This window comes from Streptomyces sp. NPDC000229 (assembly GCF_040300825.1).
In the GTDB taxonomy this organism is placed as follows: Bacteria; Actinomycetota; Actinomycetes; order Streptomycetales; family Streptomycetaceae; genus Streptomyces.
In genome coordinates this window covers 95,924-114,324 of record NZ_JBEPEL010000009.1, presented here as the reverse complement: position 1 = coordinate 114,324, position 18,401 = coordinate 95,924, and the positions used below count along the sequence as shown (strand labels likewise).

Genomic DNA, 18,401 nt, shown 5'->3' with positions numbered 1-18,401 from the left:
ACCTCCCAGAAGTGGTGTTGCTTGGTTTTACCAAGTTCGAGCTTGGAAAGTCCAACAACTTGTCTAGACTGCGTCGCATGCCACGACGCCGACGTTACGACCAGTACTGCGCCGCCGCCCGTGCCCTCGATGCCGTCGGTGACCGCTGGACGCTCCTGATCGTCCGCGAACTGCTCGCGGGGCCGCGCCGCTACACCGACCTTCACGCCGATCTGCCCGGCGTCAGCACGGACATGCTGGCCTCGCGGCTCAAGGACATGGAGCGGGACGACCTGGTGACCCGCCGCCGCCTCCCGCCGCCCGCCTCCGCGTACGTGTACGAACTCACCGGGCACGGCCGCGACCTGCTGCCCGTGCTCCGCGCCCTGGCGGCCTGGGGCGCCGGGGCGCTCGACGAGCCCCGCCCCACCGACGCGGTGCGGGCGCACTGGTTCGCCATCCCGTTGCTGGATGCCCTGGAAAGGGTGGCTGTGCGGCCCGGCGTGGTGGAAGTCCGGCTCGACGAGGGGACGTTCCACGTGCGGGTGGGTTCTGCCGATGGTGAGGCGGCCTACGCCGACGGTCCCGCGGACGAGGGTCCGGACGCGCGCCTGAGGATGGACGCCGCGACGTGCGTGGCCGTCGCGCGCGGGGACATGTCGGTCGGTGAAGGTGTGAAGTCGGGGCGTATCGAAGTCGAGGGGGAAGGGGACCTGGCGATCGCGCTCAGAGGGAACACGAGGTCGGTCTGACCCGTCGCGAACCGCCGCAGCGCGCGAAGCAGTGGAGCCCGCGGGCTCAGAGGGCGAGCGCCGTCCCGTGAGCGCCGAAGCCGCAGATGACCAGACCGTCCCGGAAGGTCAGTGCCTCGTAGACCCTTCCGCCGATCTGATCGCGGTAGTCGATGACCAGCGAGTCGACGCCCACCCTTACGTCCCCGACCTCGAAGCGCAGGTCGGGGATGCGGCGCAGCCCCTCTGTCCAGTGCTCCCGCAGCGCCTTCTTGCCGCGTACGGTGCCGGACGGATCGCCGTGGAAACGGCTGACCATCGGGGAGGAGAAAGTCACGTCGTCGTGGTAGTGGGCGAGGATGCGGTCGATGTCGTGGGCGTTCCAGTCGTCCGCCCACTGCGCCGCGAACTTCCGCGCGAAATCGAGTCCATGGGCCGGATATCAGATGCGTCGCGCAATGGGCGCAGAGTGACTTCGGCCTGGAGCAGCGCCGCCGCAAGCCGCTCCCGGGCGGCCGTCTGCGCCGCGATCCGGGCGTCCAGCACCGCGAGACGCTCCCGGGCGATCTCCAGGCCCCGCCCGGAGGGCGGCGAGCCCGCGACGTCACCGTCCAGGCAGGCCCTGAACGCCGCCACGTCCTCCAGCGTCAGTCCGGCGTCCAGGAGATGGCGGATGTTGCGTACGCGGACGGCGGCACCCTCGTCGTACTCCCGGTAGCCGTTGGGTGCGCGGGCCGATGTGATCAGACCCTGTTGTTCGTAGTGGCGGAGGGCGCGGGCCGTGGTGCCCGTCGCCCGTGCCAGTTCCCCGATGCGCACCGTGCTCCCCTCCGGTCAGGGAGTCATTGGTATCACGCGCTTCCGAACTCGTGCGCGGCTCACGCCACCACGGCGCCGCCGTCCACGGGCAGTACGGTGCCCGTGACGAACGAGGCGCCCGGCGAAGCGAGTTGGGTGATGGCCCAGGCGACCTCCTCGGGGCATCCGATCCGGCCGAGCGGGGTGTGCGCCCGCTGCCACGCACGCACGCCGGCCACCTCCTGTGGAGACAGCCCGGAGTGCTCGCCCATCGGGGTCTCGACGGCGCCGGGCGCCACGGCGACCACGCGGACCCGGCGCGGGGCGAGTTCGACGGCCCAGCTGCGGGTGAGGAGTTCGAGGGCGGTCTTCGTCGCCGCGTACATGGCATTGCCCGGCCAGGCGCGCTGACCGACCGAGGTGGTGACGTTCACGATCACACCGCTCGCCGCTTCCAGAGCGGGCAGCGCGGCCTGGGTGAGGAGGACGGGCGCCACGAGATTGGTGTCCAGCTGGGGCGCCATGGAGGCGCGGGTGTGGGAGCCGAGGCGGCCACTGCCCACGACGGCCGCGTTGTTCACGAGGACGTCGAGGCTGCCGTGGGCGTCCAGCGCGGCGCTGACGATGCGGTCGGCCGCCCCGGCCTCGGTGATGTCGGCGACGAGCGGCCGGATGGTGCCCGGGTGGCCCTGTGCCGTCTCGGCGAGGGGCTCCGGGCGGCGGCCGACGGCGAGGACGTGCGCACCCTCCGCGGCGAACGCCTTGGCGGTGGCCCGGCCGATACCGGTACCGGCGCCGGTGACGATGACGACCCTGGGGTTCTTCTCGTGGTTCATGGGCCGATCCTCGAACCATGACGCCAATGTCAAGGTCAAGCCGGTCGTCGACTGGGGCAGCATGAGGGCGTGAGGTTCGAACCGATCACCTGGGAACGCCTGGCCGAGGCCCTTGCCGCGCACGTGGACGGGCTGAGCCCGACCGACGGTGGGCCGTGGCTGAAGGTCGCCGTCGACGGGGCGCCCGCCGCCCGGCCGGGAAACCCCGCCGCGCAGCTGGCGGAGGCGCTGCGGTTGCGCGGGCGGGCGGTGATGGCCGTGGGAACGGAGGGATTCCTGCGGCCGGCGTCGCTGCGGTACGAGTACGGCAAGGAGGACCCCGACGCGTACTACAGCGGCTGGTTCGACACCGGTGCGCTGTGGCGGGAGGTGTTCGGGCCACTGGAACCGGGCGGCAGCGGACGGGTCCTGCCCGACTTGTGGGACCCCGCCGCGGACCGGGCGACCCGGAGCCCGTACCGGACGCTGGCCCCGGGCGGGGTACTGGTGCTGCACGGGCCGTTCCTGATCGGCCACTGGTTCCCCTTCGACCTGACGGTCCACCTGCGCCTGTCACCCGGCGCGCTGGCCCGCCGCACCGAGCAGCCGTGGACGCTGCCGGCCTTCGAACGGTACGAGGCCGAGGTCGGCCCTGCGGAAACGGCCGACGTCGTCGTCCGCGCCGACGACCCCCGCCACCCGGCCTGGACGGGCCTGCCCTAGGGCCTCTCGTTCGGATCTTGCTGGGCTCGTGATGCCTGGACACCGCACCTCGCGGCGTTGTCGTCGGTCGCCCATGCTCCGCAGTGGCTCCTCCCCCTGCCTTCGGCGGGGGGACCCCCACCTCCGCCTTGCGATGCACGGCACCGGACGCCACTCCCTGATCCAGCCTGATCCAAACGAAAGACCCTAGCCGCCGCCCTCCCGGTTCCGTGCCCGGTGCTCATCCGTGACCCCGCCGGACAGGCGCCTTGGCCCGGTCCGTCGTTCCCCGCCCGGGCCGTCACGTGTCCTCGTCCGGTCCGTCGCTCCCCGCCCCGCCCGGCAGGCGCCTTCGTCCGGTCCGTCGCTCCCCGCCCCGCCCGGCAGGCGCCTTGGCCCGGTCCGTCGCTCTCCGCCCGGTCCGTCGCCCTCCTCCCCGCCCGTCACCCCGCGCCCGGGCGGCCGCCCAGTACCGTGACCGCCGTGGCGCCGGCCTGGCAGCCGGCCTCCGCGGCCGCGGTCGGATCCGCACCGGACAGGAGGGCTGCCAGGAAAGCGCCGGTGAACGCGTCGCCCGCGCCCGTCGAGTCGACCGCCCGGGCCGCCGGGGCGTCGACCCGGGAGACGACCCGCCCCGCCACGGCGATCACCGCGCCCGCCGCGCCCAGGGTCACCACGACGAGCGGGAAACGGCGGCTCAGCGCGGCCGCCGCGTCCGCGGGGTCGGCCAGGCCCGTCAGCAGCGAGGCCTCGTCGGCGTTGGGCAGGAGCAGGTCCGCGCCGTCCACCGCGGCCAGGAACGGGTCCACGCCGAGCTCCGAGACGAAACCGGCCGACGCGGGGTCCACGCTCACCGGCACACGCCGTTCCCGCGCTGTCGCCAGGGCCAGCCGCGCCGTCTCGCGGCTGGTCCCGGCAAAAAAGAGATACCCGGACAGGTGCAGACGGGACACCCCGTCCAGCAGAGTTGGCGACCAGTCGCCAGCCCCGAGCCGGAGGGCCGCGCCGCTGTCCGTGAGGAACGTCCGCTCGGCGGCCGCGTCCACCAGCGCGACCACCGTCGCGGTCGGCGCCCCCGGGTCCCGTACCAGCCATGGCCGTACCCCCGCGTGCCGCAACCGCTCCTCGTGCCAGGCCGCCCAGTCGGTGCCCACCCGGGCCAGGATCCGCACGTCCGCGCAGCCCGAACGCGCCGCCCAGCACGCCACGTTCGCGCCCGCCCCGCCCGGCAGCGTCCGGATCTCCGCGGCCGTGTCGGTAGCCGGGGCGAGTGGCGTAAGGTGCCGGGCGACCACGTCGGTGACCACGTCCCCGACCACGAGCAGCGCGCCGCTCACAGCGCGGCCGCGATACGCGCCGCCAGCCGCACATTGCCGCGCACCGCCGCCAGGTTGGCCTCCAGGGACGCCCCGTCGGTGTGCCGCATCAGGTGGTCCAGCAGGAACGGCGTCACGGCCTGTCCGGTGATTCCCCGCTCCCGGCACTCCTCCAGCGCCCGCGCGAGCACCCGGTCGTGGAGCTCCGGATCCAGCTGCTCCTCCTCCGGCACCGGATTGGCGACGATCAGCGCCGCCTCCGGGCCGCCCAGTGCGTCCTGCGCCCGTATCACCGCCGCCACCTCCTCCGGCGACCGCACGGTCCAGTCGACCGGCTCGCCGGAGGAGGCCAGGTAGAAGCCGGGGAAGTGTTCCGTCCCGTACCCGAGGATCCCCACGCCCAGCGTCTCCAGCCGCTGGAGCGTCGCGGGCACGTCCAGGATGGACTTGACCCCCGCACACACCACGGCGATCCGGGTCTGCGCCAGCAGCCGCAGGTCCGCCGACTCGTCCTGGGTCTGCGCCCATTCGCGGTGTACGCCGCCGAGCCCGCCGGTCGCGAAGACGCGGATACCCGCCCGTGCCGCCAGGAACGCCGTCGCCGACACCGTCGTCGCACCGCTCGCCCCCGCCGCCAGGGCGGGCGCCAGGTCGCGATGGCCCAGCTTGCGTACATCGGGGTCGGCCGCGACCCTCTCCAGCTGCTCCTTGTCCAACCCCACGCGCGCCACGCCGTCCAGGACCGCGACGGTGGCCGGAACGGCCCCAGCGGCCCGTACGAGAGCCTCCAACTCCTCCGCCACGGCCAGGTTCCGGGGGCGGGGCAGGCCGTGCGCGATGATCGTCGACTCCAGGGCGACGACGGGCAGACGCGCGGCCATCGCCTCCCGTACCTCTTCCGACAACGTCACTGTGGTCTCCGGCATGTCCCATCCCTGGCGCGGCGGCGCCCCGCGCAAACGTCCGGACGGGCGGCAGATGGGCTCGCCCGCACGGCCACCGCCTCACGGTCAGCGGCCCGAGACCCGTGACGGCCGGGGCGCGTACCGCGCGAGCGCCGAGACCCGGAACCGCGGCGGACGACGGATTTCGTCGCGGCGGCCGCTTTCACGGGGCGGAGCGGCACGCGCCGGACCGCACCGGGCTCCTCCGGCCCATGCTGGTCGCGAGGCGCCCGGAGGTCCCCGCTACAGTCACCGGCCATGACGACCCTTGACCGACCTTCGTTTGCCGTGCACATACCCGATGCCGAGCTGGAGCCCGAGCCGCTGGACCCGCAGCAGATCGTCTCCGGCGACCCGGTGGTGACCGGCAAGGTGCTGTGGGAGTCGGCGGACGGCACGCAGGTGCGCGGCATCTGGCAGATCACGCCCGGCGTGGTGACCGACACCGAGGCCGACGAACTGTTCGTGGTCGTCAGCGGGCGCGCCACCGTCGAGATCGAGGGCGGCGACACCCTGGAACTCGGCCCGGGCGACGCGTGCGTGCTGCGTGAAGGCGACCGTACGACGTGGACGGTGCACGAAACGCTGCGCAAGGCGTACCACATCTGCCTCTGACGCCCCGGGGGCCCGGCGCCGGCCCCGCGTCACCCGGTCGTGTCAGCCACGCTTCCGCCGTATCGCCAGGGCGGCCAGGGGGATCAGCAGCAGTGCGCCCACCGCGTTCAGCCAGCCGTATCCCGCCTGGGCGACGACCAGGCCGGCGCCCGCCCCGCCGACGCCCGCCGCCGTGTTCATGGTCAGGTCCGACAGACCCTGCACGGCGGCGCGGGCGGCCTGCGGCACGGAGTCGGTCAGCAGCGCGGAGCCGGAGACCAGTCCTGCGGACCAGCCGAGCCCGAGCACGAACAGCCCCGCGGCGGTCTGCCCATGGCTCGCCCCGGCCGTTCCGGCGAGGAGCGCGGCGAGGGCCAGTAGCCCCACGGCCAGACCGATCACGGACAGCCGGCCGAGCCGGTCCGACAGCCAGCCCATCACGGGCGAGAACGCGTACATGCCCGCGATGTGACCGCTGATGACGAGGCCGATCAGCGTGATGTCCGCCCCGTGGTGGCTGAGCGCCACCGGGGTCATCGACATGATCGAGACCATCGCGGTGTGCGAGACCGCCACGGTGACCAGCGCCAACCGCGCCCGCGGCGACTCCCGCACCGCCCGCACCCCGGCCCGCACCGACCGGCCCTCGGGTCCCGCGGCTTCCTCCGTACCGTCCGCCAGGGCCCGCGCGGTCAGCAGCGGATCGGGCCGCAGCAGGACCGCGACCACCGCCGCCGACACCAGGAACACCCCGGCCGCCCAGAGGAACGGACCGGCTGCCGCCGGTATCCCGAGCCCCGACACACTCCGCCCGGCGGGCGCGGCGATGTTGGGTCCGAGCACCGCCCCGATGGTCGTCGCCCACACCACGGTGGAGATGGCCCGACCGCGCCGCTCAGGCTCCGCCAGGTCCGCCGCGGCGAAACGCGCCTGGAGGTTGGCCGACGACCCGGCACCGAACCCCGCCATACCGGCCAGCAGCAGCGGGAAGCTTCCGACGACCGCGGCCAGCACGACCACACCCGCCCCGACCGCCCCGATCACATACGCCAGGACCAGGCCGGGCCGCCGCCCGCGTGCGGTCATCAGCGCGGCCAGTGGCATGGACAGCACTGCCGTCCCCGCGACGGTGGCGGTCGGGGCCAGCCCGGACAGCGCCTCCGTGCCGCTCACCTCCTGCGCCAGTACGGAGGCGAGGGCGATCCCGGTCGCCACCCCCAGCCCTCCCAGGATCTGGCTGGCGATGAGGACGGCCGAGATCCGCCGCTGGAGGGCGGGCAGATCGGCGGCCACGACGGACGCCACGCTCGCGGCTGCGCCACCGGCACCGGAAGAGGGCGTCCCCGTCGATCCGGGGGTCTCCGGCATGTGAGGGTCTGTAGTCACCGAAGCAGTGTGCCACCCCTTACAGGATCGGAACAGTGGTCGGAACGGTGTCAGAACAACGGCTGCGGCAGCACCCCCTCCAATGCCAACAGCCGGCGCTTGGTCTCCAGCCCTCCGCCGAACCCGCCGATTCCCCCGTCGCTCTCCACCACCCGGTGACACGGCACCACCACCGGCAACGGATTGGCGCCCATCGCCGCGCCCACCGCCTGCGCCGCTCCCGGTTGGCCGACCCGCCCGGCCAGCTCCCCGTACCCGACGACCGCTCCGTACGGCACCCCGGAGGCCAGCTCGCGCAGCACCTGCCGGTTGAACCCGGCGGTCAGCGACCAGTCCAGCCGCACTCCGAACTCCCGCAGAGCACCGCTGAAATACGCCTCCAGCGCGCGTATCGGCCCGGCCAGGCGCCCCGTCGCACACTCCACGAGCTCCGCGCCGAGCTGCCCCTCCAGCCGCTTCAGCGCCCGGCCGCGCACCGCGTCATCGGCGTGGAACACCACGCTCACCAGGCCCTCGGCCGTCGCGGCGAGCAACAGCGGGCCGATGTCGCTGCCGACGACGGCCCACTCCACGAACTGCCCGTTGCTGTCCATGCCGACCACCGTACGACCGGCCACTGACAACGCTCCGCCACGGTCCTGGAGGGCGATGTCCCCGTCGTGGCGCGGACCACGCCGTGTCAGGGCGACGACCGGCTCGCCGCGCCGGCTCATGGACGCGGAATGGCCGAATGTGGGTGGGCGGGCCGCCGCGGCCCCCGACGGAGCTCTTCCGTCGGCACATCTCCGCGCAAATATGTGTTCGGTCCTCGCTGCGCCATAGCCTCGCCCCCGTACCAGCGGGTACACATGGCACCATCGGCGCTGCGGCTCGGGCGCGAGCTTCCGGACGGCGGGGCACACAGGGCGAAGGGCGTACGGGCATGCAGGGCACAGTCGACGGTTTCAGCTATGGCTTCGTCACACCCGTGGCTGCTTTTCTCATGGCGTGCCTGGGCGGCGCCCTCGGGCTGCGCTGCACCATCAGGTCGCTGCGCAAACACGGCACCCTCAAACTCGGCTGGCTCGCCCTGGGCGCCACCTCCATCGGCTCGGGCATATGGACCATGCACTTCATCGCGATGATGGGTTTCACCGTCCAGGAGGCGCCGGTCGGCTACGACCCGACCATTACGTTCGCCAGCCTCGCCGTGGCGATCGTGATGGTCGGCGTCGGGATCTTCATCGTCGGATACCGGGGCGCCACCGCGATGGCACTGGTCACCGGCGGCACCATCACGGGTCTGGGCATCGCCACCATGCACTACCTGGGCATGGCCGGAATGCGCCTGCCGGGCCGGCTCCAGTACGACACCCTCACCGTCACCCTCTCCGTCGTGATCGCGGTCGTGGCGGCGACCTCGGCGCTGTGGGCGGCCGTCTCGATCCACGGCTTCCTGCCGAGCCTCGCCGCCAGTCTGGGCATGGGCGTCGCGGTCACCGGGATGCACTACACGGGCATGGCCGCGGTCAGCGTGCACCTGCACGGCGACGGGTCCCCGGCCGGCGGCGACACCGCGACCTCGCTCCTCGGGCCCATGCTGGTCGGTCCCGCGGTGTTCCTGCTCCTCGCCGGGGCGGTGGTGGTGTTCGACCCGCTGCTGGTGACGGGCGACCGCGCCCGGCAGCGGCCCGTGCTCCCGGCCCCTCGCCGCCCCGGCGCGCCGGCCTCGTGGCAGAGCCACTCCCACGGCGAGCGGGCCGTCCGGCCGCCGGCCCGCCGGCCGCGCCGCCGGGAGCGCACCGGCGACCGCTGACGGTCGCCGGCACCGCCCGGCGAAAGCTCGTACCCCGCTCGCCCCCCGAGTGTCAGTGCCGGGTCGTACGGTGGTTTCATGCGGCCCGTTTCCAAGATCGAACGCTCGGTGGCGCCCTTCGAGGTCGTCAGCCCCTACCAGCCCAGCGGCGACCAGCCGACGGCCATCGCCGAACTCGCCCGGCGCATCCGCGCAGGCGAGAAGGACGTGGTCCTGCTCGGTGCGACCGGCACCGGCAAGTCGGCGACGACCGCCTGGATGATCGAGCAGCTCCAGCGCCCCACTCTTGTGATGGCGCCGAACAAGACGCTGGCCGCCCAGCTGGCCAACGAGTTCCGCGAGCTCCTGCCGAACAACGCGGTCGAGTACTTCGTCTCGTACTACGACTACTACCAGCCCGAGGCGTACGTACCCCAGTCGGACACCTACATCGAGAAGGACTCCTCGATCAACGAGGAGGTCGAGCGGCTGCGCCATTCCGCCACCAACTCGCTCCTGACCCGCCGGGACGTCGTCGTGGTGGCCTCCGTGTCCTGCATCTACGGCCTCGGTACACCCCAGGAGTACGTCGACCGGATGGTTCCCCTCAAGGTCGGCGAGGAGATCGACCGGGACCAGCTGCTGCGCCGTTTCGTCGACATCCAGTACACCCGCAACGACCTGGCGTTCACCCGCGGCACCTTCCGCGTGCGCGGCGACACCATCGAGATCTTCCCGGTCTACGAGGAGCTGGCCGTCCGGATCGAGATGTTCGGCGACGAGATCGAGGCGCTGTCCACGCTCCACCCGCTCACGGGCGAGGTCATCAGCGACGACCGGGAGCTCTACGTCTTCCCGGCCAGCCACTACGTGGCGGGACCGGAGCGCATGGAGAAGGCGGTCAACGGCATCGAGCGGGAGCTCGAGGAGCGACTGGCCGAGCTGGAGAAGCAGGGCAAGCTGCTGGAAGCCCAGCGGCTGCGGATGCGCACCACGTACGACATCGAGATGATGCGCCAGATCGGCTCCTGCTCGGGCATCGAGAACTACTCGATGCACTTCGACGACCGGGAGCCCGGCTCCCCGCCCAACACCCTCCTCGACTACTTCCCCGAGGACTTCCTGCTCGTCATCGACGAGTCCCACGTCACCGTGCCCCAGATCGGCGCCATGTACGAGGGTGACGCCTCCCGCAAGCGGACCCTCGTCGACCACGGCTTCCGGCTGCCGTCCGCGCTCGACAACCGGCCGCTGAAGTGGGAGGAGTTCCAGGAGCGGATCGGGCAGACCGTCTACCTGTCGGCCACGCCCGGACAGTACGAGCTCTCCCGCTCCGACGGCTTCGTCGAGCAGATCATCCGCCCCACCGGCCTGGTCGACCCCGAGGTCGTCGTCAAGCCCACCGAGGGCCAGATCGACGACCTGGTCCACGAGATCCGCCTGCGCACCGAGCGGGACGAGCGGGTCCTGGTCACCACCCTGACCAAGAAGATGGCCGAGGACCTCACCGACTACTTCCTGGAGCTGGGCATCCAGGTCCGCTACCTGCACAGCGACGTCGACACCCTCCGCCGGATCGAGCTGCTGCGCGAACTGAGGGCCGGTGAGTACGACGTCCTGGTCGGCATCAACCTGCTCCGCGAGGGGCTCGACCTGCCCGAGGTCTCCCTCGTGGCCATCCTCGACGCCGACAAGCAGGGCTTCCTCCGCTCCGGCACCTCGCTGATCCAGACCATCGGCCGAGCGGCGCGCAATGTCTCCGGCCAGGTCCACATGTACGCGGACACCATCACCCCGGCCATGGCGAAGGCGATCGACGAGACCAACCGCCGGCGCGAGAAGCAGGTCGCGTACAACACGGCCAACGGCATCGACCCGCAGCCACTGCGAAAGAAGATCAACGACATCGTCGCGACCATCGCGCGCGAGGAGGTCGACACCGAGCAGCTGCTCGGCACCGGCTACCGCCAGTCCAAGGACGGCAAGGGCGCCAAGGCACCCGTTCCCTCACTCGGCTCCAAGGCGGCGCAGGGCGGCGGCAAGGCAGGTGCCAAGGCGGGCAAGGCGGGCGGAAAGGGCGCGCTGGTCAGCGACCGCCCGGCGGCCGAACTGGCCGGAATCATCGAGGAGATGACCGAGCGGATGCGAGCGGCGGCGGCCGAGCTGCAGTTCGAGGTGGCGGCACGGCTGCGCGACGAGGTCAGCGAGTTGAAGAAGGAGCTGCGGCAGATGAAGGAGGCGGGCATCGCCTGACGCCGCCACAGCCGGTGTGTTGCAACACCGCCACAAAAGCGGGCCTGGCCTGATGCCGTGTCGCCGCCCCTGCGTAGGGTGCTGGGCAACCGCACTGTCAGACGGTCGCGGGGGTATGCAATGAGAGGGGACAGCGCGTGACGGTCAATATGACCAAGGGCCAGGCCATCAACCTGCAGAAGAGCGACGGGGGGACTCTCACCGCCGTGCGGATGGGGCTCGGGTGGCAGGCGGCGCCGCGTCGCGGTCTGTTCGGCTCGCGCACCCGGGAGGTCGACCTGGACGCCTCGGCCGTGCTCTTCGCCGAGAAGCAGCCCGTGGACGTGGTCTTCTTCCGCCACCTGGTCAGCGACGACGGCTCCGTCCGCCACACCGGTGACAACCTGGTCGGTGGCGCGGGACAGGGCGGCGACGACGAGGCGATCCTCGTCGACCTGCAGAGGGTCCCGGTCCACATCGACCAGATCGTCTTCACGGTGAACTCCTTCACCGGCCAGACGTTCCAGGAGGTCCAGAACGCCTTCTGCCGCATCGTCGACGAGACGAACGGCCAGGAGCTGGCGCGCTACACCCTGGACGGCGGCGGCCAGTACACCGCGCAGATCATGGCCAAGGTCCACCGGGCCGGTTCGGGCTGGCAGATGACGGCTCTGGGCACCCCGGCCGCCGGCCGCACGTTCCAGGACCTGATGCCGTCGATCCTGCCGCACCTGTAGGCGCGCGGCACACGCACCCACCCGCAGCTCCCGGAGGCCAGGCCGCCGGGGGCTGCGGTTCACACGAGGCACCACCGAGGCACCGCAGCACCGAGGGGACACAGGCATGACGGCCGAGCTGGTCCGGGGGCAGAACCATCCCTTGCCCCACACCCGACTCGAGATCCGGGTGTCGGCCGGGGCACCGGTCGTCGCCGGTGCCACGCTGGGCGACGAGAACGGCACGGTCGCAGGCGTCGAGTGGGTCGCCCACCCCGGCTCGCCCGCCCTGCCGGGCCTCGAAGTGTCCCGGCAGGCGGCCGCCGAGCACCGGCTCGCGGTGGACCTCGACGCCCTGCCCGAGGCGGTCCACCGGGTGACGGTGCTCCTCGCCCTGCCCGGCGGTGCCGGGGGGCCGGCCCGGTTCGGCGCCATGGCCGCGCCCTTCGCGGCGGTCACCGCCCTGGACGGCACCGAGGTCGCCGGCTACACGATGACGGGGCTGGACACCGAGTCCGCCGTCGTCGCCCTGGAGCTGTACCGCCGCCAGGGCGTCTGGAAGATGCGCGCCGTAGGCCAGGGGTACGCGGGCGGGCTCGCAGCGATGCTCGCCGACCAGGGCCTCGACCGGGCCGCCGAGCTCGCGGCAACCATCGAGGAAGCGGTCGCGAAGGGGATGACCCGGTCGGTGGCCGCGCCTCCGCCCCGTACTGCCGGGAGCGACCGCGCGAGGTTCGGCACCCCGCTGACCGCCTCGGGCGCCCCCGGCGGCACGGGCCCGGGTGGCACGGCCCCCGCCGGCACGGCTGCCGACACCGGCGCGGCCACCCCCGCGGGGCCCACCCCGGGCGGGCCCATCGACTACGCCCACCCGCGGCGTAGGGCCACCGCCCCGCCGCCCCCGGGCTCCGACACCGGCCGGCCCGCGGCACCCCCCACCGCTCCGACACCGCCCACCGTCCCTGCACAGCCCACCGCCCCTGCACAGCCCGGCCAGCCCGCTCCGCCGGTCGCCGGCGACGCCAGCGGCTGGTCCATGGACGAACGCCTGTACAACCAGGTCTGGGGCATGTTCGAGGACCTGGCCCGTACCACCGCCGCGTACCGCAGCGCCGTCGACTTCGCGGAGTCCCGCATGGACCAGGAGCTCGACCGCGTCCTGTCCGACCCGCGCAGCCGTATCGGCTCCGCCGGTGAGGCCGCCCGCGCGGCGGCCCGCGCGAAGCGCGACGAGCTGACGGCCCGGGCACGTGAGGCGCTCGACCGGGACCTCGCGCAGCTCACCGCCGAGTCCGAGGTCGTCGAGCCCGCTCTTCCGGTCGCGTACGCCGGCTGGGACAACCCGGTCTGGCACGGCTATCGCGTCCCCACCGAGACCCCGATGGCCCTGCGCCTCGGCGACCTCCACCTCCCCGAGTGCCCCGAGCTGCGCATCCCGATGCTGGTGCGGCTTCCGCTGGAGCGCGGCCTGTGGGTGGACAGCGGCCGCACCGGCTCCGAGGCCGCCCTGATGGTGGACGACGCCGAGCTGCGCCGGCTGGCGATGGACACGGCGGTCCTGCACGTGACACGGATGCTCGCGGTCCACCCGGTCGGCGAGTACGCCGTCCACGTCATCGACCCGGCGGGGTCGGCGGCCGCCTCGCTCGCCCCGCTGACCGGCTCGGGAGTCCTCGCCGCACCGCCCGCGGCCGGGGCCGGGGGAGTGGCCTCGGTCCTCGCCCGCCTCACGCAGCGCGTGGAGCTGGTGCGGATGGCCGTCAGCGGCGGTGCCACCGACGCGCTACCGCCCGACCTGGACACCGCCGGCCAACTGCTGATCGTCAATGATTTCCCGCACGGCTTCGACGACCGGACCGTCACCCAGCTGCGGTATCTCGCGGACGAGGGGCCGGCGGTCGGCGTCCATCTGCTGCTGGTCGCCGACCGGGAGGACGCCGGCGCCTACGGGCCGGCCCTCGACCCGCTGTGGCGCTCGCTGCTGCGTCTGACGCCCGTCCCCGACGACCACCTCGCCGACCCATGGGTGGGCCACGCCTGGACGTATGAGCCGCCCCGGTTGCCGCCGGGCAGCGGCGTCCTTGACCAGGTCCTGTCCCAGGTGGTCGGCGCCCGTACCAACTGGCGTCGCTGACCTGCGGACTTGGTGGTTCTTTTACTTTTCCCTTTACCTTTCTTTGGTCTTTGCGGTAACGTTCTTGGTGCGGAGGGGAGTACTCCCGTGCGCGGCGTGCCCGTCAGTACGGACGGTCGGACGTAAGACCGGTCCCGGGGCGCCGGCCCGTGGCGTGACCTGGTGACGGATGCCGGGACGCCCGGGTGGAAGAGACCTCCGGCAGCGACGACGCTGATCAGTAGCCGTACGACGCCGGAGGCGCAGTGGACGTTTCGATGAGTCTGTGGGTGGCGACCATTCTTGGTCTGTCCGCCCTGATCGCGGTCGACTTCTTCATCGGGCGCAAGCCCCATGACGTGTCGATCAAGGAAGCCGGAACCTGGACGGTCGTCTGGATCGTCCTTGCCGCGCTGTTCGGCCTGGGTCTGCTGTTCTTCGGCGAGAGCCAGGCGTCCGGCGAGTTCTTCGCCGGTTACATCACCGAGAAGTCGCTGAGCGTCGACAACCTCTTCGTCTTCGTCCTCATCATGGCGAAGTTCGCGGTGCCGACCCACCTCCAGCAGCGGGTGTTGCTGATCGGGGTGCTGGTCGCCCTGGTGCTGCGCGCGATATTCATCGCCGCCGGCGCCGCGATCATCGCGAGCTTCTCGTGGGTCTTCTACATCTTCGGCGCGTTCCTGATCTACACCGCCTGGAAGCTGGTCCAGGAGGCGCGTGCCGACGAGCCGGAAGAGGAGTTCGAGGAGAACCGCCTCCTCAAGTCCATCGAGAACCGCTTCGGTGTCGCCGACAAGTACCACGGCACCAAGCTCTTCATCCGCAACAACGGCAAGCGTGTGCTGACCCCGCTGATGGTCGTCATGCTCGCCATCGGCACCACGGACGTCCTGTTCGCGCTGGACTCCATCCCCGCGATCTTCGGCCTGACGCAGGACCCGTACATCGTGTTCACCGCCAACGCCTTCGCTCTGATGGGTCTGCGGCAGCTGTACTTCCTCATCGGCGGCCTGCTGAAGAAGCTGGTCCACCTGAGCTACGGCCTGTCGGTGATCCTCGGCTTCATCGGCGTGAAGCTGGTGCTGCACGCCCTGCACGAGTCCGGCGTGCACGTACCCGAGATCTCCATCCCGGTCTCGCTCGCGGTCATCTGCGGTGTGCTGGTCATCACCACGATCACCAGCCTGATCGCCTCCAAGAAGCAGGCGGAGCGTGAGGCCGCCGAGGCGGCCTCGAAGGACAGCGTCGGCGCCTGACCACCCACCGGGCTCCGACACAGCACGGCACCGGCCGGTGCGGCTCGCATGGCGACCCGCACCGGCCGGTGCCCGTCTTTCACCAGCTGCGACCTCGGGAACCAGCGGGACCGTGATCCGGCCGGCAGCGTGCCTCACGCGGCTGCCGACTCCCTCGCCGGCTCCGCCACCTGCTTGGGCAGTGTCTCGGGCAGCAGCGCGAAGCAGCCGAGACTGAGCAGGGCGATCGCCGTCAGGTACACGGCAACGCCCCATGGCGGCCCCGAACCGCCCGCCGAGGCCGTCGCCACCATGGGGGTCAGCGCCCCGCCCAGGACGCCCGCAAGGTTGTAGCCGACGGCCGCGCCGGTGCAGCGCACCCTCGGCTCGTACAACTCCGGCAGATACGCGGCGACCACGGCGAACATCGTGATGAACGCCAGCAGCGCCCCCGTGAACCCCAGGAACATCAGCAGCGGCCGCGCCGTGTGCAGCAGGCCCACCATCGGGAACATCCACAGAGCGGCGGCCGCGCACCCGGCCAGGCACATCGGCCGCCGCCCGTAACGGTCGCCCAGCATCGCGGCGAACGGCGTGGCAACCCCCTTGATCGCCACCGCAGCCATGATGCAGACGAGCATCACCGTACGGCTCACGCCGAGCCGCTCGGTGCCGTACGCCAGCGCCCACGTGGACACCGCGTAGAAGATCGCGTACCCCACCGCCAAGGCGCCGGCCGTCAGCAGCACCAGCCGCCAGTGGCCGCGCGCCACTTCCGCCAGGGGAGAGGTCGCGCGCCTGCCGGTCTCGGCGAGCTCGCGGAACTGGGGCGTCTCCGTCAGGGACGTGCGCAGCAGCAGCCCACCGGCCGCCAGGAGCCCCGCCGCCCAGAACGGCACACGCCACCCCCACTCCCGGAACTGGGCGTCGCTCAGCGTCGCCGACAGCGCCAGCATCACCCCGTTCGCCAGCAGGAACCCGACCGAGGGGCCGATCTGCGGAAAGCTCGCCCACAGTGCGCGCCGCCGCTCGGGCGCGTGCTCCGCCGTCAGCAGCACCGCCCCTCCCCACTCCCCGCCCAGCCCCAGCCCCTGGAGGAACCGCAGCACCAGCAGCAGCACCGGAGCGGTCACGCCGAGTGTCGCGTACGACGGTACGCACCCCACCCCGACGGTCGCCGCGCCGGTGAGGATCAGGGAGGCGAACATCACCGGACGCCGCCCGTACCGGTCACCGATGTGCCCGAAGAGCGCGGAACCGAGCGGACGTGAGAGGAAGCCGACCGCAAAGGTGCCGAAAGCCGCCAGCGTTCCGGCCACCGGTGAGAAGGTCGGAAAGAACAGCGGCCCCAGGACCAGCGCGGCGGCGGTGCCGTAGACGAAGAAGTCGTAGAACTCGACGGCCGTGCCGGCGAGCGAGGCGGCGGCGAGCCGCCCCATGGAGGGGGTACGCACGGGCGTATCCGGAGTATGACTCTGGCGCATGTCGCGCCAACTACCCGTCGCGCCCCGGGGTTACGGGGCGCGGGGGAGGCGTACGGGAGTGTCTACCAGCCGCGCTCGCGCCACTCCGGGAGCTTCGGGCGCTCCTCGCCCAGCGTGGTGTCCCTGCCGTGGCCCGGGTAGACCCAGGTCTCGTCCGGCAGCACGTCGAACAGCTTGGTCTCGACGTCCAGGATCAGGCCGGCGAAGGCGTCCGGGTCCTTCCACGTGTTGCCGACACCGCCCGGGAAGAGGCAGTCGCCGGTGAAGACGTGCGGATGGCCGTGCGGGTCGTCGTAGATGAGCACGATGGAACCGGGGGTGTGCCCCACCATCCGGCGGGCGGTGAGCTCCACCCGGCCGACCCGGATGGTGTCCCCGTCGTCCACGGGGACGTCCGTCGTGACGTCGATGCCCTCGGCGTCGTACTTCCCGGCGTACGTACGGGCGCCGGTGGCCGCCACGACCTCGGCCAGCGCGTCCCAGTGGTCGCGGTGGCGGTGGGTGGTGACGACGGACGCGATGCCGTCGTCACCGATCAGCCGGAGCAGGGTCGCGGGCTCGTTCGCCGCGTCGATCAGCATCTGCTCACCGGTGGCCCGGCAGCGCAGCAGATAGGAGTTGTTGTCCATCGGACCGACCGCGACCTTGGAGATCATCAGGTCCGCCAGCTCGTGCACATCGGCGGGCCCGCCGACCTTCACCGCTCCGCTGTACGTCATGAAGCCAGCCTATAGCGGGGGCAGTACGGGAAGGGCGCCACCCGCGACCTCCAGGGCCGCGCCGTCGCGGCGGCCCGCGAGCCAGCCGAGGAGGTCCGCCGCGGGGCCGGAGACGGTCACCTGGGCGCCGTCGTCGCCGCCCGTACGCCACTCCCTGCCGGCGGCCAGCAGGCGGGTCGGAGGCACGGTGGGATGGCCGGTGAAGCGGTCCGCCAGGAAAGCGATCTCGCGCTCGGTGAACTCCTGCGGCAGGTCTTCCAGCTCGTAGCCGATGCCCAGGTCGACATGGTGCAGCTCCACCTCGACGAGGCGGCGGAAGGGCAGACGGGCGGCCCGGTCGGTCACCCCGTTGCGGAGCTCCACCGTGCGGTCCCAGTCGGCCGGCACCTCACTCTCCGCCTGGAACCGGGCGGCGCTCTCCCGTACGTCGTCGAGCTGGACGGTCAGGGGGCGGGGGGCGTCGCGCTCGATGTCGGCCTCACGCGCCTCGGCACTGAGATACATCGGTCGGCCCTGGAGAACATTCACGAGGGCGTCGGCGTTACGTGAGAGGTGGGCCAGTACATGGCCACGGGTCCAGCCCGGCAGCCGGGACGGCGCGGTGACGGCGGCGTCGTCGAGTGTGGCGGCCGCGGTGAGCAGCCGGTCGGTCGCCTCACGTACGGAGGTCAGGTCATGAGCATGGTCGATCATGCTGCTGACCCTAGCGCCGCCACACGATCGGGTGAAGGTGGCGGAGCGTGGCCGGAAATCGAATGCACGTGCTATACGCTCGGTGGAGGCATCCTTGAAGGACAGACATCCATTTGGCGGCCCCCCGTAGGCTTGAAAAGTCTGGGACGGGGGCTGTGCCCCCGCTTCTC

General features: G+C 72.1%; 17 protein-coding genes and 1 pseudogene. 8 read left to right on the top strand and 10 right to left on the bottom strand.

The genetic code is table 11. The features are described from left to right. Positions 1-77: 77 nt before the first annotated feature. The gene (locus ABT360_RS08065; protein WP_351812469.1) at positions 78-731 is read left to right on the top strand and encodes a winged helix-turn-helix transcriptional regulator; all 654 of its coding nucleotides are present in this window, start codon (positions 78-80) and stop codon (positions 729-731) included. Positions 732-777: 46 nt separating this feature from the next. On the opposite strand, the gene ABT360_RS08060 is transcribed toward ABT360_RS08065, so the two are convergent. From ABT360_RS08060 to ABT360_RS08050, 3 genes and pseudogenes are all read right to left on the bottom strand, one after another. After that, a complete protein-coding gene (locus tag ABT360_RS08060) occupies positions 778-1,071 on the bottom strand; it encodes a nuclear transport factor 2 family protein (RefSeq protein ID WP_351812541.1) in 294 nt (97 codons plus the stop codon). Positions 1,072-1,187: 116 nt separating this feature from the next. Further along, positions 1,188-1,529: pseudogene (locus ABT360_RS08055) on the bottom strand (MerR family transcriptional regulator); the annotation flags it as partial. A 59-nt stretch (positions 1,530-1,588) separates the two neighbouring features. Continuing rightward, positions 1,589-2,344 carry an SDR family NAD(P)-dependent oxidoreductase gene (locus ABT360_RS08050; RefSeq protein ID WP_351812466.1) on the bottom strand — a complete coding sequence of 252 codons (756 nt, stop codon included), beginning with the start codon at positions 2,342-2,344 and terminating at the stop codon, positions 1,589-1,591. A gap of 69 nt (positions 2,345-2,413) precedes the next feature. Here ABT360_RS08050 and ABT360_RS08045 point away from each other — a divergent pair, with 69 nt between their 5' ends. Continuing rightward, positions 2,414-3,046: a uridine kinase gene (locus ABT360_RS08045; RefSeq protein ID WP_351812463.1), complete on the top strand. Its 633-nt coding sequence runs from the start codon at positions 2,414-2,416 to the stop codon at positions 3,044-3,046. A gap of 422 nt (positions 3,047-3,468) precedes the next feature. Here ABT360_RS08045 and ABT360_RS08040 read toward each other — a convergent pair whose 3' ends face one another. Continuing rightward, positions 3,469-4,362, bottom strand: coding sequence for a carbohydrate kinase family protein (locus ABT360_RS08040; protein WP_351812460.1), 894 nt, complete (start codon positions 4,360-4,362; stop codon positions 3,469-3,471). Beyond that, on the bottom strand, positions 4,359-5,267 hold the full coding sequence (locus ABT360_RS08035; protein ID WP_351812457.1) for a pseudouridine-5'-phosphate glycosidase: 909 nt from the start codon (positions 5,265-5,267) through the stop codon (positions 4,359-4,361). The genes ABT360_RS08040 and ABT360_RS08035 overlap by 4 nt, the downstream gene beginning before the upstream one ends. Before the next feature lie 276 nt (positions 5,268-5,543). Between ABT360_RS08035 and ABT360_RS08030 the strand changes: the two genes are divergently transcribed. Next, the gene (locus ABT360_RS08030) at positions 5,544-5,900 is read left to right on the top strand and encodes a cupin domain-containing protein (RefSeq protein ID WP_351812454.1); all 357 of its coding nucleotides are present in this window, start codon (positions 5,544-5,546) and stop codon (positions 5,898-5,900) included. 42 nt (positions 5,901-5,942) lie between these two features. Here the strand turns inward: ABT360_RS08030 and ABT360_RS08025 are convergent, their stop codons facing one another. Both ABT360_RS08025 and ABT360_RS08020 read right to left on the bottom strand, forming a co-directional pair. Then, entirely contained in the window at positions 5,943-7,247 is a 1,305-nt protein-coding gene (locus ABT360_RS08025; protein ID WP_351812451.1) for an MFS transporter, read from the bottom strand. 68 nt (positions 7,248-7,315) lie between these two features. Next, positions 7,316-7,858 carry a methylated-DNA--[protein]-cysteine S-methyltransferase gene (locus ABT360_RS08020; protein WP_351812448.1) on the bottom strand — a complete coding sequence of 181 codons (543 nt, stop codon included), beginning with the start codon at positions 7,856-7,858 and terminating at the stop codon, positions 7,316-7,318. A 329-nt stretch (positions 7,859-8,187) separates the two neighbouring features. Between ABT360_RS08020 and ABT360_RS08015 the strand changes: the two genes are divergently transcribed. The 5 genes from ABT360_RS08015 to ABT360_RS07995 all read left to right on the top strand — a co-directional run bounded on the left by ABT360_RS08015 (position 8,188) and on the right by ABT360_RS07995 (position 15,356). Then, on the top strand, positions 8,188-9,060 hold the full coding sequence (locus ABT360_RS08015; protein WP_351812445.1) for an MHYT domain-containing protein: 873 nt from the start codon (positions 8,188-8,190) through the stop codon (positions 9,058-9,060). A 78-nt stretch (positions 9,061-9,138) separates the two neighbouring features. Continuing rightward, complete coding sequence (gene uvrB / locus ABT360_RS08010; protein WP_351812442.1) at positions 9,139-11,292, top strand: excinuclease ABC subunit UvrB; 2,154 nt, start codon at positions 9,139-9,141, stop codon at positions 11,290-11,292. Between the two features lie 137 nt (positions 11,293-11,429). Further along, entirely contained in the window at positions 11,430-12,008 is a 579-nt protein-coding gene (locus ABT360_RS08005) for a TerD family protein (RefSeq protein ID WP_351812439.1), read from the top strand. A 106-nt stretch (positions 12,009-12,114) separates the two neighbouring features. After that, entirely contained in the window at positions 12,115-14,121 is a 2,007-nt protein-coding gene (locus tag ABT360_RS08000; RefSeq protein ID WP_351812436.1) for a TerD family protein, read from the top strand. Between the two features lie 245 nt (positions 14,122-14,366). Continuing rightward, positions 14,367-15,356: a TerC/Alx family metal homeostasis membrane protein gene (locus tag ABT360_RS07995; RefSeq protein WP_351812433.1), complete on the top strand. Its 990-nt coding sequence runs from the start codon at positions 14,367-14,369 to the stop codon at positions 15,354-15,356. A 134-nt stretch (positions 15,357-15,490) separates the two neighbouring features. On the opposite strand, the gene ABT360_RS07990 is transcribed toward ABT360_RS07995, so the two are convergent. The 3 genes from ABT360_RS07990 to ABT360_RS07980 form a co-directional block, all read right to left on the bottom strand. Next, a complete protein-coding gene (locus tag ABT360_RS07990; protein ID WP_351812538.1) occupies positions 15,491-16,774 on the bottom strand; it encodes an MFS transporter in 1,284 nt (427 codons plus the stop codon). 107 nt (positions 16,775-16,881) lie between these two features. Next, complete coding sequence (locus ABT360_RS07985; RefSeq protein ID WP_351812429.1) at positions 16,882-17,538, bottom strand: MBL fold metallo-hydrolase; 657 nt, start codon at positions 17,536-17,538, stop codon at positions 16,882-16,884. Between the two features lie 9 nt (positions 17,539-17,547). Beyond that, entirely contained in the window at positions 17,548-18,231 is a 684-nt protein-coding gene (locus ABT360_RS07980; protein ID WP_351812426.1) for a maleylpyruvate isomerase family mycothiol-dependent enzyme, read from the bottom strand. Positions 18,232-18,401 lie beyond the last annotated feature (170 nt).

Coding starts and splice junctions, on each gene's coding strand:
- ABT360_RS08065 (WP_351812469.1), top strand. CDS start 78: ATGCCACGACGCCGACGTTACGACCAGTACTGCGCCGCCGCCCGTGCC.
- ABT360_RS08050 (WP_351812466.1), bottom strand. CDS start 2,344: ATGAACCACGAGAAGAACCCCAGGGTCGTCATCGTCACCGGCGCCGGT.
- ABT360_RS08035 (WP_351812457.1), bottom strand. CDS start 5,267: ATGCCGGAGACCACAGTGACGTTGTCGGAAGAGGTACGGGAGGCGATG.
- ABT360_RS08030 (WP_351812454.1), top strand. CDS start 5,544: ATGACGACCCTTGACCGACCTTCGTTTGCCGTGCACATACCCGATGCC.
- ABT360_RS08025 (WP_351812451.1), bottom strand. CDS start 7,247: ATGCCGGAGACCCCCGGATCGACGGGGACGCCCTCTTCCGGTGCCGGT.
- ABT360_RS08020 (WP_351812448.1), bottom strand. CDS start 7,858: ATGGACAGCAACGGGCAGTTCGTGGAGTGGGCCGTCGTCGGCAGCGAC.
- ABT360_RS08015 (WP_351812445.1), top strand. CDS start 8,188: ATGCAGGGCACAGTCGACGGTTTCAGCTATGGCTTCGTCACACCCGTG.
- uvrB (WP_351812442.1), top strand. CDS start 9,139: ATGCGGCCCGTTTCCAAGATCGAACGCTCGGTGGCGCCCTTCGAGGTC.
- ABT360_RS08000 (WP_351812436.1), top strand. CDS start 12,115: ATGACGGCCGAGCTGGTCCGGGGGCAGAACCATCCCTTGCCCCACACC.
- ABT360_RS07990 (WP_351812538.1), bottom strand. CDS start 16,774: ATGGGGCGGCTCGCCGCCGCCTCGCTCGCCGGCACGGCCGTCGAGTTC.
- ABT360_RS07985 (WP_351812429.1), bottom strand. CDS start 17,538: ATGACGTACAGCGGAGCGGTGAAGGTCGGCGGGCCCGCCGATGTGCAC.
- ABT360_RS07980 (WP_351812426.1), bottom strand. CDS start 18,231: ATGATCGACCATGCTCATGACCTGACCTCCGTACGTGAGGCGACCGAC.